Raw genomic sequence first — 15,271 nt, forward strand, 5'->3', positions numbered from 1 at the left:
CTCGGGGATGGGGCGATCGTGAGCGGTGCAGTTTGCCGGAGGTCCGCGGAGCGGATCGGCCGGTCCCGGGGGCGCGACGGCGCCGGGCCGTAACGACGGTCCCGGAATGTCGGCACCATGCGCCACCCGGTACGATTAGGCTTCTGGTCCTGAGGCGGGGACCCGGACCGCGACGGCCTATGACGTGTCGCTGCTCGCCAGCCGGCGGCACGGCACGCTGTATCTCGGCGTGACCAACAACCTCGCGCGGCGGGTTCACGAGCATCGCAGCCGGCTGAGCCCCGGCTTCGCCGCGACCTACGGGGTGACCCGGCTCGTCTGGTACGAGCCCTACGACCGCATCGTCGAGACGATCGAGCGGGAGAACGCGCTCAAGACGTGGCGCCGCGACTGGAAGATCCGGCTCATCGAGGAGATGAACCCGGCTTGGTCGGATCTATACGAGACGCCGTCGGGATGGACGGGCTGATAACGACCCGCCCCGTCATCTCGGCGCCGCGCAGCGGAGCCCGCAATGACGGGGCGCAAGCATCGTAGTTCGAACCCGTTGGCAGGCGCATCCCCCTCAGCCCCCCGGCGGCTCCGGCGGGTAGCCCACCGCCTCGCGCTTCTCGGAGACCGTCAGGAAGTCGGCGGCCTGGACCCGGCGCCAGAGGGATTCCCGCTCGCCCGCGAGCGCCTCGATCCGGTCGAGGTCGGGCTCCAGGTCCACCGGGCCGAAGGCCGGTTCCAGCCAGCCGGCCAGCGCCCGCGCGGTGCGGCTAGCCAGGGGGATCAGGGTCTGACGGTAGAGGGCGCGGTTCGCCTCGGCGTAGTTGGAATGGGTGCTGTCGCCGGGGAGCCCCAGCAGGAGCGGCGGCACCCCGAAGGCCAGGGCGATCTCCCGGGCCGCCGCGTTCTTGGCCGCGACGAAATCCATGTCTCGCGGCGACAGGGCGAGCGGCTTCCAGTCGAGGCCACCCTCGAGCAGAAGCGGCCGGCCGGCATTGGCCGCGCCCTGGTAGTTCGCCTCCAGCTCCGCCTTCAGGCGCTCGAATTGCGGCTCGGACAGGCTCGCCCCCGCGAAGACCAGCGCCCCGGACGGCCGGGCGGCGTTGTCGAGGAGCGCCTTGTTCCAGGCGCTCGCGGCGTTGTGAATGTCGAGCGCGGTGGCGGCGGCCTCGATCGGCGCGAGGCCGCCGGTCTCGTCGGCCGGGTGGAACAGGGCGAGCGCCAGGATCGGCGCCACGGCCGGCTCGCCGGGGGCCGGCAGATCGAACCGGCGGTTGCGCCCGCCCGCGCTGTAGACATAGGCGGCCGGCCAGCCGTCGGGCCCCGGCAGCATCCGCATCCGGCCCGGCCGCAGGGCCTGGAGCGCCGCGACCCGCCCGTCGAGGGCGACCGCCTCCAGATAGGCCGTGCCGGTTAGCAGGAGGTCAGCGTAGACGGTCTCCAGCAGCTGCGTGCCGCTCTCCCGCGGGTTCGGCCGGGCCAGCAGCGCCAGCAGGTCGGCCGCGCGCGGCCCGCCGGGCCCGGTGGCGATCAGCGGCAGGCTCGCGGCGCTCTCGGCGACCAGCCGGATGGCCCGGTGGACCACCGGATTGCCCTGGTAGCCCGCCCGGGCCAGCGCCGCCGGGTCGCGGGGCGTCCAGCTGGCCCGGCCCTCGGCGTAGAGCGCGAAGGCGGGCGCCGCAGCGGCCTTGGTGGCCAGGACGGGGCCGCCGGGCGCGGCGCGGCGCGCGAGGCGCGCCAGCTTCTCGAGGACAGTCGACATGCCGGTCCGTTCCTGCGCTATGGTCTCGCGATGCAGCCCTGGTCCCCCTCGCGCCCCCGCGCGGCCCGGTACGGGTGTCTCGCGGCGGCGCTCGCGGCCTTGGTCGCCGCGGCGGCGGAAGCCGGGGAGGCGCCCGTCTGGCCGGAGCCCAACGGGACCCTGGTCCTGGCGCGGCCCTTCGGCCGGTCGGATCTCAGCCTGCGCCTCGCCCGCCGCGTCGCCGGAGCGGTCGACAGCCTGACCTGGGACGGCGTCACCTTCATCGCCGACGCGGAGGCGGAGGACGCCCTGCAGGCGCGCGTCACCGTCGGCCCGGACGAGGCCGGCCGCGCGGCGAGCGAGGGCGGCGGCCCGGAGGACGGCGTGCCGGCCGCGCAGCGGCTGACGGGGCTGCGGTTCGGCCGGAGCTGGGCCGAGACCGAGACCCGCCTCGCCGGGACGCCGCCCGGGGCCAAGGCCGTGATCCTGCACAAGCGGGTCGGCCTCGGCCTGCCGGGTCTCGGCAACGCGGTCGAGGTGCAGGCGCGCTTCGTCCTGCCCGAACCCGCCGACGCCGTGCGCTTCGAGGCCCTTGCGGCCTCCGTGCCGGCGGAATTCTCCGAGGCCTGGAGCTTCGACCGCGGCACCGGAACGGTCAGCCGGCTCGATCCCGCCGACGGCGATCCGCGGCGTCCCGTGATCCTGGCGATGCCCGAGGGCTCGCACGCCCTGGCCTTCTGGAGCCCGAATCCGCCCGCGCAGGAGGCGGATGCGCCGCGCCCCGCCTTCGCGGTCCGGCCCGGTGCGGACACCAACCGGCTGAGCTGCGCCTTCGCGGTCGCGCACGCCGCCTCGGGCGCCCACGATTTCGCCTGTTACGTCCTGATCGGGACCCTGGCCGATATCCGCGCTGCCCTCCGGAGCCTGACCGCGCCGGAGTGACGGGCCGCCGACGGCGACTGGTTCCGCGTCCGGTCGACAGCATCGATCGCTGGAGGCCGCGCCGCCATCACGGGCGCGGCGACCCGGAACAGCGTTATCGTCCGACCGGCCGATGACAGCCCGCGGGCTGTGTTGGGCCCCGACGCCGTCGGACTGGGAAAACGATACCAGTATTGTGATCCCGTGACCTGTCCGCCACAGCGTGGCGTGGGAAATCGTGTATACAGGATGCAGTTCGTTCCAGAGACCACGAACCGACTCCCGGCGCGCCTCAGCGAGGCGCGCCGTATTGTTTTGGGGCCGTGCCGGCGCTGAGTCCGGGTGTGGGCGCCCCCTCGGGTTCATGCTTCCACCGTCCTTCCGGGGCGCCGGAGGCGAGCCCGGAATCCGGAAGCACGTCGATAGAGGATCGGCCGCCTCGGATCAGAGACGCCGGATCCGCGGCTCCGCGCGCGTCTCGAGCATCAGGTGGGTGAGCGCCCAGACCAGGGCGTCGAGCCGGTCGGGCGAGGCTCCACCGGACAGCCCGTCGGGGCCGAAATCGCACAGCTCGTCCTCCAGCGCCGGCAAGGCGCCGACATGGTGGACCAGCCCGCGGGCGTAGAGCAGCGACACCGGCTCGGCCCGCAGATACTTGCCGCGCGTGGCGTGCACCCGCGTCACCGGCACGGCGGGATCGCACTGGGCCAGCACGGCGGCGGCCATCTCGCCGCCCTGGTTGACCTCGACCACGAGGGCGTCGGCCCGGAGCCGGTGATAGAGCGCCAGCGCCGTCCCCGCCCAGGCCTGCGGGCTGGCGCGGGCGAAGCTCGCATCGGCCAGCACATAGGCGTGGGTGCCGGCCCGCCCGGCCGCGACGATCCCGCAGGCATCCGAGCGCGCACCCGAGCCGGCCGGCGGATCGACCGCCACGACGATCCGGCCGAGATCCGGTGCGGCCCCGACCCGGGCGGCCTCCAGGGCGGCGCGGTCCCACAGGGCGTCGTCCCGGTCGGCGATGAGCTCGCCGTCGAGTTCCTGGCGGCCGAGGCGGGTGCCGGCGTAGCGGCCGACCACCCGCTCCAGGAAGTCCGGCGCGAGGTTCTGCGCGTTGTCCTGCGTGCGCGCCCGGCTCACGACGGTGCGCGGATCGGCGAGCAGGCGGCGGATCAGCGGGACCGGCCGCGGCGTCGTGGTCACGAGGTTGCGCGGCCGGGCGCCGAGGCGCAGCCCGAATTGCAGCATGTCGAAGGTCGCCTCCGGCCGGCGCCACTTGGCGGCCTCGTCGCACCAAGCGGCGCCGAATTGCGGGCCGCGGAGCGCGTCGGGCTCCTCCGCCGAGAAGGCGAGCGCGACTGCGCCGTTCTCCCATTCGAGCCGCCGCCGGCTCGGCGACCAGACCGGCCGCGCCCGGCCGCGGCGCGGCAGGCCGAGGAGCCCCGACGGCCCCTCCACCATCACGTCGCGCACGTCGAGATGCGTCTCGCCCACCAGCGCGATGCGCCCGACCGGCTCGGGCGTGAAGGCCGGATCGCCGCGGGTGAGCGCGTCGACCCATTCGGCCCCGGTGCGGGTCTTGCCGCTGCCGCGGCCGCCGATCACCGCCCAGGTGGTCCAGGGTTCGGACGCGGCCGGCGGCAGCTGATCCGCCCGGGCCTGGTGCAGCCAGTCGCCGGCCAGCGCCCGGAGCAGCGCCGGCGGCAGGGTCTCGAGGAAGTCAGGCAGACGCCCGGCCGCCGACAAAGCCAGCATAGCGTCCCGCGATCTCCGCGCGGAGGGCGGGCAGGTCGGGCTCGATGCCGTCATCGCTCCCCTCCCCCGCACCATTCCGCCCGCCATCCGCCCCGACCGTGTCGAGCAGCCGCTTGAGCCCCCCGAGATCGCGCAGCACCCGGGCCGAGTCGCGCAAGGCCGGCTCGTCCCGGCTCAAAGCCGCGTCGAACGTGGCGATCTGCCGGGCGATGTGGCCGCACAGATGCGCCCGCAGGACCGCCGGATCGGCCAAAGGCTGGTCCAGGCGCGCGCGCACCGCCGGTGCCAGGGCCGACCCGAAGGTCGAGACCAGAGCCTTCGGGCCAGGGCGGCCGAGGCCCAGCACCTCGGCGATGTCGGCGGGATCGTTGCCCGGCGCGCCGAGCAGGCGCAGCAACGCGGCCCGGCGCGCCGCCGGCCAGCGCGCGGTCAGCAGCCAGCGCCGCCGCGGCGGCCGCGGCCAGCCGCCTCGCCTGTTCCAGTGCCAGACGGTCCGGGCGCTCGCGCCGACGCGGGCCGCGATCTCCGCGACGGAGAGTTCGGTCTCGCGCAGGAGGCACAGGGCCGCCGCGCGGGGCTCGGCGCGGCGGGGACCGGTTCTCGGCATCACCCATCTCCGCACACGTCTCGACCGTGCCTGCTTGATAGCCGAGCAGCGCGACGGTGTCAAGTGTAAATTCCTATTTGATTTTCAATTAGGAATTCAGGCCGCGCGCCGGCCCACGCCGTCCGGTCGCGGGCCGCTGTTCATCGGCCGCTCTTGGCACCGGCATTCGTCCCAGTGGCCTGTGGAGCCGTCTTGGCAGCGGCCGTCGTGGCCTTCTGCGGCAGGGCGACCGCGTCGATCACGTCGAAGCGAATGCCGTCCTGCGCCGTCTTCAGGACCGCGTTGGCCTCGTAATACTTGCCCTGCCCGATCAGCGTCGCCGCCTGGTCGATGTCGGCCACGGTCTTGTCGAGCGGGAGCACCGCCATGGTGAAGTTCACGTCGACATGGGCGAGCTTGAGCGTCTCCAGCGCGCCGGTCTGGTCGCCCTTGGCGAGGTTCTTGTTGGCCTCGGTGACGGCCGAGGCCTTCTCGGGCGTCGCCACGAAGTCGTCGCCCAGCACGAGCTGCGCATCGACCGGCACCCAGGCGAGTGCCGCCTTGGAGGCCGGCGCGGCCTCGCTCCCGGTCGCCGTGGCCTTCTGGCCGGCGCTGCCGGCTTGCGTCTTGAGCTCGGCCTCCGCCTTGGTGAACACCGCGTCGTCGGTCTTCGCCTTCGCGAAGGCCGCCTGCGCCTTGCCGATCATGTCCTTGGCCTGGGCGGGATCGGCCTCGAAGATCGCCAGACGGGTGAGCTGGAGATCCCGGAAGCCCTGCGCCCCGTCCTTGGAGAGCTTGCCGACATCCCTGTCGACCGCCGTCCGGTTCGCCGCCGACGGCTGGGCGGCCTGCTCGGCCGCGAAGGCCGATCCGCCCAGGATGGTGGTGAGCACGAGCGCCGCGGCCATAGACTTCCGATAAGTCATCGTCCGATCTCCATCTGAATGTCGGATGAGATGATTTGCGCTACACTCGCGCTCTTCATCCGATGTTCAGACAATAGATCCGGCCCGTCTTGGTGGCATGTCCGGAAGATGAAACATCGTCCATGCGGGTCGCGGCCGGTCGGATCGCCGGCGCGCGACAATGGGCTTCCGGTCGCTGCATCCCGCCCCCGTCCTAGCGGGCGCAGCGCAGCAATCCAGGAGCGCCACGACTTCCGGCGTCGCGGCACGCTGGGTCGCTTCGCTCCGCGCGCGATGACGGAGCAGACCGCTCACACGCAAACTGATTCAGAAGGTCAGGCGGGCCGTGAGCACGAAGGTGCGGCCCGGACCCGGCGTGGCCGACCCGAAGCCCGACACCGTTTCGAAGTTCTTCGTATTGGCGATGTTGTAGACGTTGAGCTGCAGGGCCGCGCTCTCGGTCAGCCTGTAGACGGCCAGCGCGTCGAGGCGCCAGTAGCCAGGCACCAAAGCTGTATTGGCCGCGCTGGTGAACCGTTCACCCACGTAATACGCGCTGCCGCCGACCGTCAGGCCCGGCAGGAGGACGTAGGTGCTGGTCAGCGAGAAGGTGTTGTGCGGCGTGTTGGCGAGAATATTGCCCGGCGTCGTCACGAAGGCGCCGGCCGTGTTCCGGGCGCTCTTCAGGACCCGGCCGTCCAGATAGGTGTAGCCGCCGAAGACGCTCCAGGCGTCGGTGATCTTGCCGGCGATGCCGAGTTCGAACCCCTGGACCCGGGTGGTGCCGACCGTCGCGTAGATGCCGTTGGTCTGATCGACCGCCTCGATGGCGTTCTGCTGGGTCACTTGGAACACGGCACCGGTCAGGCTGAGCTGATTGTCGAACAGATCGTATTTCGCGCCGACCTCGTAGGTCTCGTTGGTCGTCGGATTGAGGTTCTGCTGTCCGCCCGTAATCGTCAGATACTCGCTCGATGGATCGAACGAGGTCCCGTACATGAAGTAGACGCTTGCGTTGTCGACGGGGTGAACGACGGCGCCCGTCCGCCAGCTGACGAACTGCACCTTGTTGACGACGTCGTACGGCGTGGTCGCGTTGAGCGGCCCGGTCTCGTTGTAGGTTCCCGACCGGACGGTGGCGGCGTGCTGGCGGACCGTGAGATCGTCGTAGCGCAGGCCGCCCAGGATCTCGAGGTAGCGATTGATCTTGACCTGATCGCTCGCATACACGCCGACCGTGTCGCCGACGGCGTACGTGTCGGTGCTGGTGGCCGGAATCGTCCCCGGGCTGGCCGGATACGGGTTGGGAAACCCGACATTGACGCGCGAGCCGCCCGCGATGTTGGTCCGATACTGATCGCGAGTCTCCTGGCTCACCTCGATCCCGCTCAGCAGCGTGTGCTGGAGGCCGAACGTCTCGGCGTGGCCGACGAGATCGGTCTGGTTCGTGAACAGCGTGTTGACGGTGTGGTTCTGAAAATCGTTCGTGTTGTTCACGTACAGATTGCCGAGCGGGCGCATGAACAGCGCCGCCCCGGACAGCGGCACGCCGCCGGTCGCCTGCCCGTACAGGTTCGTCGCGTTGACCTGGACACCGCGGACGCGCACGAACCGGTCGATCAGCGAGTAACGCGTGGTGTTGGTGATGCTCCAGTCCTGATCGAAGGTGTGCTTGTACTGCAGGGTGCCGATATGGGCGTCCACCCGCTCGGTGTCGGAGAAACCCGGGCTGAGCCGGCCGAAATAGGTGTTCTTCGAGACCGGCGCCGGTTGCCCGTAATACGTCCCGAAATAGGCGCCCGGCAGAACCGGGATGCCGTAATCGGGGATGTTGTTGTCCTTCTGGTAGATGTAGCTGACCGTCACCTGATCGTCCGGCGTCAGGTTGGCGCGGATCGACGGCGCGACGCCGAAGCGCGTGGTGTTGATGTGGTCGCGGCCGGCGACATCGGTGTCGTTGGCGAGGAACGCGAGGCGGACCGCCGAGTCGCCGAGAACCGAGTTGATGTCGCCGGTGACGCGCGCGCCCGGGGCGCTGTAGCCCGAGGCGTCGATCTGGACCTTGTCGGCGGCGAAGAACGGCAGCTTGCTGGTGACGTTGACGACGCCGCCGGTCGAGCCGCGCCCGAACAGGAACGAGGACGGCCCCTTCAGCACCTCGACGCTCTCGATGCTGAACGTGTCGCGGGTGTACCAGCCCGGATCGCGAACGCCGTCGCGATAGAAGTCGTTGCGGGCGGAGTAGCCGCGGATGTTGATGTTGTCGCCCTGCGTGCCGCCCTCGCCGCCGAACATCGTGATGCCGGGCACGTTGCGCAGCGTCTCCACGAGCGTCGAATCGCGCTGATCCTGGATGAGCTGCTGCGGGACGACCGTGATGCTCTGGGGCGTATCGAGGATCGGGGTCGGCAACCGCTGAAGCTGGAGCTGCCGGGGATTGTAGGGTGAACCCGTGGCGGGCCCCGACGTCGTGACGTCGAGCTGATCCATCACGACCGACAGGGTCTCCTGTGCGGCCGCGGGCGCCGCCACGAAGGCCAGGGACGCCGCGCCGAGCGCAGCCTGCGACAGGCGCGCCAATCCCGGCGCGCGCGGTCCGGGTGCGTTGTCGAATGCGGAACCGGCCCCATCGTCCCGGACCGAGAATAGCTCGGCGATCAGCTCCTGCTTGTTCATAGTAATTCTAGGCTTCCGATCCGGATACGTTTCCGGCGCGTATCTTAGTCCAGACGCATACAGCAACAGAAATCCGTACATCATGGGATTAAATCTGTTATTTTTAGATTTTAATAATTCGAAAGAAGGGATGTACTGGACCAGTTCTAAAATGCTGCGATTGCATTTGTTGCCGTCTTGACCCAAGAGCGGCCAGCGGTGACCGAGCGGGTGCGAGACGGATGGCCTTCGGACGATCTCCTTCCTGGCGTCGGGTGCTCCGGACGGTGCACCTGTGGCTCGGGATCGGCCTGACGCTCCTGATCGTGCCGATCAGCCTCACCGGGCTCGTCCTGGTGTTCGACGACGAGATCGACGCGGTTCTCAATCCGGGGCTCTACGCGACCACCGGCGCGGCGGTCGCGCGTCCCGCGGACGCCTATCTGCGCAGCGCGAGCGAGGCCGTGGGTGGCCAGGCGGCCGTGCTGCGCTGGCCGCATGCGGAGGGCGATCCGGTGACGGTCGTGGTCCGCCTCCAGACCGCGGCGGCGGTGGAGGCGCGTCGACCCGACGGCGACCGCGCCGCGAACCGGAGCGGCGGACCCGGGGAATCGGGTGGCCCGAGGCGGCCGCCCAGCCGCCTCGTCTATCTCGACCCGCCGACGGCCGCGGTGCTGGGCGTCAAGGACCCGCGCAATTCGCCGATCGGGCAGGTTCACGTCTTCCACGAGAACCTGATGGTGCCGGCGTATTCCGGCCGCGACATCGTCGGCTGGACCGGCGTGGCGCTGCTCCTGCTGTCGGTGACCGGGCTTGTCCTCTGGCTGCCGCGCAACGGGCGCTTCGTGCGCGCCCTGGCCTGGCGACGCGGCCCGGCGACGAGCATCAACCTGCACCACCTCGCGGGTTTCTGGATCTCCATTCCTCTCGGACTGATGGCGCTCACCGGCATCGTGCTCGCCTTCCCGCCGCAGGCCAGCGCCGTCCTGAACGCGTTCGACGCGCCGCGGCCGCCCGTCCGGCGAGCCGGCGGCGATCCGCTGATGCCGCAGCCGATGCTCACCGCGGACCGGGCCCTCGCGCTCGGGACAGACGCGGCCGCGCCGGAGACGCCCCGCCTGCTCGCCGTCCCCAGCACCGTCACGAAGGCGTGGCGCCTGGAGGTCCAGGCCGCGGACGGGACCCGGCACGCGGTCAGCATCGATGATGCGACCGGACAGACCAAGCCGGAGCCGGCGCAAAGCCGCGGCGACGCGATCGGCGCCTGGATGCGGCGGGTGCACCAGGGCCGCGCGCACGGCCCGGTCTGGGCGGCGCTGGCCGGCCTCTGCGGGGCGCTGCCCACGCTGCTGGCGATCACCGGCGTGCTGATGTGGATGCGGAAGCGGCGCAACAGAGCGGCGCTGCAGCGCGACGCGGCCGCGTTTTCCGACCGGCGCCTCATCTCAGCTGAAAACGCTTAGGCGAAGGGAGCCCCTCCGATGCTCGTCCACATCCCGCAGGTCCTGAATGCGGATCAGGTCGCCCGGTGCCGAACCGTCATAGACCAGGCGGCCTGGACCGACGGGCGGGTGACCGCCGGGTTCCAGTCGGCGCAGGTCAAGAAGAACCTGCAATTGCCGGAGGACGCGCCCGAGGCCCAGGAACTCGGCGGCCTGGTGATGCTCGCGCTCAAGCGCAGTCCGCTGTTCCTCTCGGCCGCCCTGCCGCACACGGTCTTCCCGCCGCTGTTCAACCGGTACGATTCCGGCATGACGTTCGGCGCCCATATCGACAACGCCATCCGCCAGTCGCTGGACGGCCAGCGCATCCGCACGGATATCTCGGCGACGCTGTTTCTCAGCGGACCGGACGAGTACGACGGCGGCGAGCTGACGGTGGAGGACACCTATGGCTCCCACGCCGTCAAGCTGCCGGCCGGCGACCTGGTGATCTACCCTGCGGACAGCCTGCACACCGTCACGCCGATCACCCGCGGCTCGCGCGTCGCGTCCTTCTTCTGGATCCAGAGCCTGATCCGCGACAGGACGCGCCGGGCCCTGCTGTTCGACCTCGACACCTCGATCCGGCACCTGACCCGCGACGTCCCGGGGCACGAGGCGCTCGTTGCCCTGACGGGCACCTACCACAATCTGCTTCGGCAATGGGCCGAGACCTGATCGGAGACAGGGATTGTCGCCGGCCCAGTATCGATCTTCGTCAGGCGCCCTCGCGATTAAGCCGAACGACGAGCTGATCGGCGAACTTGGCCGCAGCCACCGACAGCGACCGTCCGCGCAGTTGCGCCAGGACAAGCGTCATCGGCGTGAGGTCGCGCGTGTCGATCGGGCGGCTGTGCAGGCGCGGATCCTCCGGGATGCCGCTGGGAACCTGGAGGCTGACCACGTCCTCCCGCAGGGTCAGGTTGCGGAGGAATTCCAGCGAGCCCGACTCGACGGACGGCCGGAGCTCGACCCCCCGCCGGGCAAGCGCCTGCTCGATGTGATGGCGGATGGCGAGCGAGTGGTCGGGCAGCGCCAGGGCATGGGCGAGGCAGTCGCGCAGCCGCACCGGCCCCGCCTCCGCCGCCAGCGGGTGGCCGCTGCGCATCAGCGCGCACAGGGTCTGGTGGCCGGAATAGAGGAGGTGCAGCTCCGCCGAGGGCGGCGGCTGCAGGATCAGGGCGAGATCCGCCTCGAAGGCCGCCAGCGCCGTCACCGCCTGCGCGTGATCGCGGACCTGCACGGTGAAGCCGACCTGGGGAAACCGGGCCCTGTAGGCCTCGACCTCCTCCGGCACGACCTGCGTGACGAATGCCTGGCTGCAGGCCAGGGCCACGTGGCCACGCCGCACCCCCGATAGGTCGGCGATCTGGGAGCGCACCCGGTCGAGATCCGCCACTTGGTCGCGGATATGACGGGCGAACAGCTCACCGGCCGCGTTGAGCCGCATGCCCTGCGGCAGGCGCTCGAAGATCGGCGTGCCGAGCTCGTATTCGAGATCCTGGATCTGCCGCGTCAGGGCCGATGGCGTCAGGTTGAGACGCTCCGCGGCGCGCCGGATCGAGCCGGCACGGGCGATCTCGGCAACGTAGGTGACGGTGCGCAGATGCTTCACACGTGCACACTCCACCGCCGTTGCCGAGAATGCAACGGATCGCTCAGGAAATAGCACTTCCTCGCAACAGGGTCCGCGCCTAGCGTTACGGCAATCGTGACCTTGCAGGAGCCGTTCGATGATCCGCCGCCGCACCCTCCTGGCCGGTCTCGGGGCCGGCCTCGCCGTCGGCCCCCTGTCCGGCGCCCGTGCCCAGGGCGCCCCCGTGACGATCCGGATGGGCTCGCTCAAGCTGATCCACTCGATCGCGCCGAGCTTCTACGAGCGCTTCACCCCCGCGGGCGTGACCGTGGAGGTGGTGCCGTTCGAGAGCCCGACCGAGTGCAAGAACGCCGTCGTCACCAAGTCGGTGGATTTCGGCACCTTCGGCATCGCCGCCGCGACGCTGGGTGCCGCCGCCGGTGAGCCGCTCGTGGTGATCGCCTCGACCTGCAACCGCGGGATGGCGGTGATCGCCAAGAAGGGCTCCGACATCCACGCCATCAAGGACCTGCGCGGCAAGCGGGTCGCGATCTGGCCCGGTAGCACCCAGGAGGTCTTCGTCCTGGAGCGGATGCGGATGGAGGGGCTGTCCGTGAAGGACATCACCCCCGTGCGCATCTCCTTCTCGGAGATGCACATCGCGCTCGCCCGCGGCGACGTCGACGCCTATGTCGGCGCCGAGCCGGGGCCGGGCGTCAGCCTCGCCTCGGGCGTCGGCCAGCTCGTCGAGTATCCCTACGGCACCGAGATGGGCGCCCTGAACATGGTGTTCGGTGCCCATCGCGACACGCTCGCCGAGCGGCCCGACCTCGTCCGGACCATGCTGGAGATCCACCGCAAGGCCACGGACTTCGCGGCCCGCGACCGCGACGCCATGATCGCCATGGCGGTGGCCAAGCTCGGCCAGAAGCGTGAGGCGCTGGAACTGTCGGCCCCGAATGTCGAGCTGACCTGGCGCCTCGGGCCGGACGAGGTCCGGCAGGCGCAAGCCTACGCGCAGCACATGCTGGCGCTCAAGCAGATCAAGCGGCTGCCCGAGCCCGGCTTCATCGACACCCGCTTCGTCGACGCGATGGGGCGGGCGTGAGCACCGGGATCGAGGCCGGCCCCCTGCCGGCGACGGTAGCGCCGGCCCCCGCGGCCGACCGGGCCGGTGCCGGCTTCGCCCGCCTCCGCCGGCTGGCGCTGGCCTGCGTGGTGCCAGCGGCGCTCGTCGCAATCTGGCAGTTCACCACCGCGGGCCGGCCCTACAGCCTGATCCCGCCGCCCGCGGAGGTCTGGGCCGAGCTGCAGGACCTCGCGGTCGGCGGCATCAACGACGACGCCTTCAGCGGCACCCTCTGGACCCATCTCGTGGCCTCGCTGAGCCGGGTCTACGGCGGTTTCGCGCTGGCGGCGGCCGCAGCTCTGCCGCTCGGCCTGCTGATCGGCCGCGTGCCGCTGATCCGGGCGCTCCTCGATCCGGTCCTGCAGGTCCTGAGGCCGGTTCCGGTCACCGCGTGGCTGCCGCTGGCGATGATCCTGTTCGGCCTCGGGCCGCGCTCGGCCTTCTTCCTCGTCTTCCTCGGGGCGTTCTACCCGATCCTGGTCAACACCGTGTTCGGCGTGCGCTCGGTCGAGCCCCGCCTGTTCGAGGCGGCGGCGATGCTGGGCTGCACCGGTCCGGCGCAGTTCGTCCGGGTGGTGCTGCCGGCGGCGCTGCCGTCGATCTTCACCGGTCTGCGGCTGGGGCTGGGCTTTGCCTGGGTGGTGATCGTGGTCGGCGAGATGACCGGCGTCCAGACCGGCCTCGGCGCGATCATCATGGAGGCGCGCCAGCTGTCGCGCACCGAGATCGTGATCTGCGGCATGGCGGTGATCGGGGTCGCAGGCTTCGTCTCCGACTGGCTGGTCATGCAGCTCGGCCGCCGGCTGCTCGCCTGGAGCCCCAATCATGGCTGATCCGACGATCCCGATCCTCGACATGCGGGCGGTCTCCAAGACCTACACGGCCGGCGGCCGCCGGACCGAGGCCTTGCGCGAGGCGAACCTCACCGTGGCGCGCGGCGAGTTCGTCTGCCTGCTCGGCGCCTCGGGCTGCGGGAAGTCGACGCTGCTGCGGGTCGCCGCCGGCTTCGAGGCCCCGACCGCCGGGCAGGCCCTGATGTGGGGCAAGCCGATCGCGGGGCCGGGGCCGAGCCGCGGCATGGTCTTCCAGGATTACGGCCTGTTCCCGTGGCTCACCGTGCGCGACAATATCGGCTTCGGCCCGAAGGCCTGTGGGCGGCCCGCCGCCGAGGTGCGCGACATCGCCGAGCGCTACATCGCCCTCGTCGGCCTCCAGGCCTTCGCGGACGCCTACCCGCACCAGCTCTCGGGCGGGATGAAGCAGCGCGTCGCCATCGCCCGGGTGCTCGCCAACGAGGCCGAGGTGGTGCTGATGGATGAGCCCTTCGGGGCGCTCGACGCCATGACCCGCGAGCGGCTTCAGGACGAGCTGCTCGACCTGTGGTCGCGGACGGGGCTGACGATCCTGTTCGTCACCCACGCCATCGAGGAGGCGATCTTCCTGGCCGACCGGATCGTGATGATGTCGCCCGGCCCCGGGCGGATCGAGTCGATTCATCCGGTCGAGCTGCAGCGGCGGCGCGACGTGTCGAGCCCGGCCTTCAACGACCTGCGCCGGATGCTGGCGGCGCAGCTTCACAGCCACCACGCGCCGCGGGCCGCCGCCTGATGGAGACCGCCTTCGACGATCCCCGCCGGCCTGAGAACAGGCTCGCCTACCGCGCCGCCATCGACCGGCCGCGGCTGGCGCTGCCCGGGGGCAAGCACGTCGCAATCTGGCCGGTGGTCAATGTCGAGCACTGGCTGATCGACCATCCGATGCCGCGCCAGATCCTGGTGCCGCCGACCGCCGCGAGCCTGCTGCCGGATATCCCGAACTGGGCGTGGCACGAGTACGGGATGCGGGTCGGGTTCTGGCGCTTCCTGGAGGCGTTCGAGAGCCGCGGCATCCGCCCGACCCTGTCGATCAACGGTTCGGTCTGCACGGCCTATCCGCGCATCGCCGAGGCCGCCCACGCGGCCGGCTGGGAGTTCATGGCCCACGGCTTCCACCAAGTCCCGACCCATCGGGTCGCGGACCAGCCCGAGATGATCGCCCGCACGGTCGCGGCCATCACCGCGGTCACGGGGCGCCCGCCGCGCGGCTGGCTGGGCCCGGGCCTCACCGAGACCCTCGACACCCCCGACCACCTGCGTGCGGCCGGCATCGAGTATATCGGCGACTTCGTGGTCGACGATCGCCCCTGCCGGGTGGCGACGCGCACGAGCGACCTCTTTGCCCTCCCCTACTCCGTCGAGCTGAACGACATCCCGCTGCTCGCCATCCAGCACCATCGCGCCGACGAGTTCGTCGAGCGGGCGCTCGCCCATCTCGACCGCCTTGCCGCCGAGGCCGCGGGTCCCGGCCCGCTCGGCGGCGCCAAGGTGATGGGCTTCGCGATCCATCCGTACATCACCGGCGTGCCGCACCGGATCGCCCTGCTCGAGCGGCTGCTCGACGCCATCCTGGCGCGCAGCGACGTGGCCGTCATGCAGGGGGTCGAGATCCTCGACTGGTATCGCGCCACCGGCGACGGATCCTGAGCCGCGCCCCGA

14 protein-coding genes are annotated in these 15,271 nt (G+C 71.0%); 8 read left to right on the forward strand and 6 right to left on the reverse strand.

Annotation, left to right across the window (positions count from 1 at the left end; translation table 11 throughout):
* The first annotated feature begins 184 nt into the window (after window positions 1–184).
* A complete protein-coding gene (locus tag JOE48_RS11740; protein WP_210029960.1) occupies window positions 185–469 on the forward strand; it encodes a GIY-YIG nuclease family protein in 285 nt (94 codons plus the stop codon).
* A gap of 96 nt (window positions 470–565) precedes the next feature.
* On the opposite strand, the gene JOE48_RS11745 is transcribed toward JOE48_RS11740, so the two are convergent.
* Window positions 566–1,753 (reverse strand): phage portal protein, encoded by a 1,188-nt coding sequence (locus JOE48_RS11745; RefSeq protein WP_210029961.1) that lies wholly within the window; start codon window positions 1,751–1,753, stop codon window positions 566–568.
* Window positions 1,754–1,783: 30 nt separating this feature from the next.
* Here JOE48_RS11745 and JOE48_RS11750 point away from each other — a divergent pair, with 30 nt between their 5' ends.
* Window positions 1,784–2,674, forward strand: coding sequence for a hypothetical protein (locus tag JOE48_RS11750; RefSeq protein WP_210029963.1), 891 nt, complete (start codon window positions 1,784–1,786; stop codon window positions 2,672–2,674).
* A gap of 423 nt (window positions 2,675–3,097) precedes the next feature.
* Here the strand turns inward: JOE48_RS11750 and JOE48_RS11755 are convergent, their stop codons facing one another.
* From JOE48_RS11755 to JOE48_RS11770, 4 genes are all read right to left on the reverse strand, one after another.
* Entirely contained in the window at window positions 3,098–4,405 is a 1,308-nt protein-coding gene (locus JOE48_RS11755; RefSeq protein ID WP_210029965.1) for a DNA-packaging protein, read from the reverse strand.
* On the reverse strand, window positions 4,371–5,012 hold the full coding sequence (locus tag JOE48_RS11760) for a hypothetical protein (protein ID WP_210029967.1): 642 nt from the start codon (window positions 5,010–5,012) through the stop codon (window positions 4,371–4,373). The genes JOE48_RS11755 and JOE48_RS11760 overlap by 35 nt, the downstream gene beginning before the upstream one ends.
* A gap of 140 nt (window positions 5,013–5,152) precedes the next feature.
* Window positions 5,153–5,917 (reverse strand): YfdX family protein, encoded by a 765-nt coding sequence (locus JOE48_RS11765; RefSeq protein ID WP_210029968.1) that lies wholly within the window; start codon window positions 5,915–5,917, stop codon window positions 5,153–5,155.
* Window positions 5,918–6,223: 306 nt separating this feature from the next.
* Complete coding sequence (locus tag JOE48_RS11770) at window positions 6,224–8,572, reverse strand: TonB-dependent receptor (RefSeq protein ID WP_210029969.1); 2,349 nt, start codon at window positions 8,570–8,572, stop codon at window positions 6,224–6,226.
* Window positions 8,573–8,793: 221 nt separating this feature from the next.
* Between JOE48_RS11770 and JOE48_RS11775 the strand changes: the two genes are divergently transcribed.
* On the forward strand, window positions 8,794–10,014 hold the full coding sequence (locus tag JOE48_RS11775) for a PepSY domain-containing protein (protein WP_210029970.1): 1,221 nt from the start codon (window positions 8,794–8,796) through the stop codon (window positions 10,012–10,014).
* Between the two features lie 18 nt (window positions 10,015–10,032).
* Window positions 10,033–10,710 (forward strand): Fe2+-dependent dioxygenase, encoded by a 678-nt coding sequence (locus JOE48_RS11780; RefSeq protein ID WP_210029971.1) that lies wholly within the window; start codon window positions 10,033–10,035, stop codon window positions 10,708–10,710.
* 40 nt (window positions 10,711–10,750) lie between these two features.
* Here JOE48_RS11780 and JOE48_RS11785 read toward each other — a convergent pair whose 3' ends face one another.
* The gene (locus JOE48_RS11785; RefSeq protein WP_210029972.1) at window positions 10,751–11,647 is read right to left on the reverse strand and encodes a LysR family transcriptional regulator; all 897 of its coding nucleotides are present in this window, start codon (window positions 11,645–11,647) and stop codon (window positions 10,751–10,753) included.
* A 118-nt stretch (window positions 11,648–11,765) separates the two neighbouring features.
* On the opposite strand from JOE48_RS11785, the gene JOE48_RS11790 reads away from it, so the two are divergent.
* From JOE48_RS11790 to JOE48_RS11805, 4 genes are read left to right on the forward strand one after another with little or no spacing between them, the layout of a single operon-like run.
* Window positions 11,766–12,716 carry an ABC transporter substrate-binding protein gene (locus tag JOE48_RS11790; RefSeq protein WP_210029973.1) on the forward strand — a complete coding sequence of 317 codons (951 nt, stop codon included), beginning with the start codon at window positions 11,766–11,768 and terminating at the stop codon, window positions 12,714–12,716.
* Entirely contained in the window at window positions 12,713–13,570 is an 858-nt protein-coding gene (locus JOE48_RS11795; protein WP_210029975.1) for an ABC transporter permease, read from the forward strand. The genes JOE48_RS11790 and JOE48_RS11795 overlap by 4 nt, the downstream gene beginning before the upstream one ends.
* The gene (locus tag JOE48_RS11800; protein ID WP_210029977.1) at window positions 13,563–14,345 is read left to right on the forward strand and encodes an ABC transporter ATP-binding protein; all 783 of its coding nucleotides are present in this window, start codon (window positions 13,563–13,565) and stop codon (window positions 14,343–14,345) included. Before JOE48_RS11795 ends, JOE48_RS11800 begins: the two co-directional genes overlap by 8 nt.
* Complete coding sequence (locus tag JOE48_RS11805; protein ID WP_210029979.1) at window positions 14,345–15,259, forward strand: polysaccharide deacetylase family protein; 915 nt, start codon at window positions 14,345–14,347, stop codon at window positions 15,257–15,259. The genes JOE48_RS11800 and JOE48_RS11805 overlap by 1 nt, the downstream gene beginning before the upstream one ends.
* Window positions 15,260–15,271: the final 12 nt, after the last annotated feature.

It is taken from the genome of Methylobacterium sp. PvR107, assembly GCF_017833295.1.
Classification (GTDB): Bacteria; Pseudomonadota; Alphaproteobacteria; order Rhizobiales; family Beijerinckiaceae; genus Methylobacterium.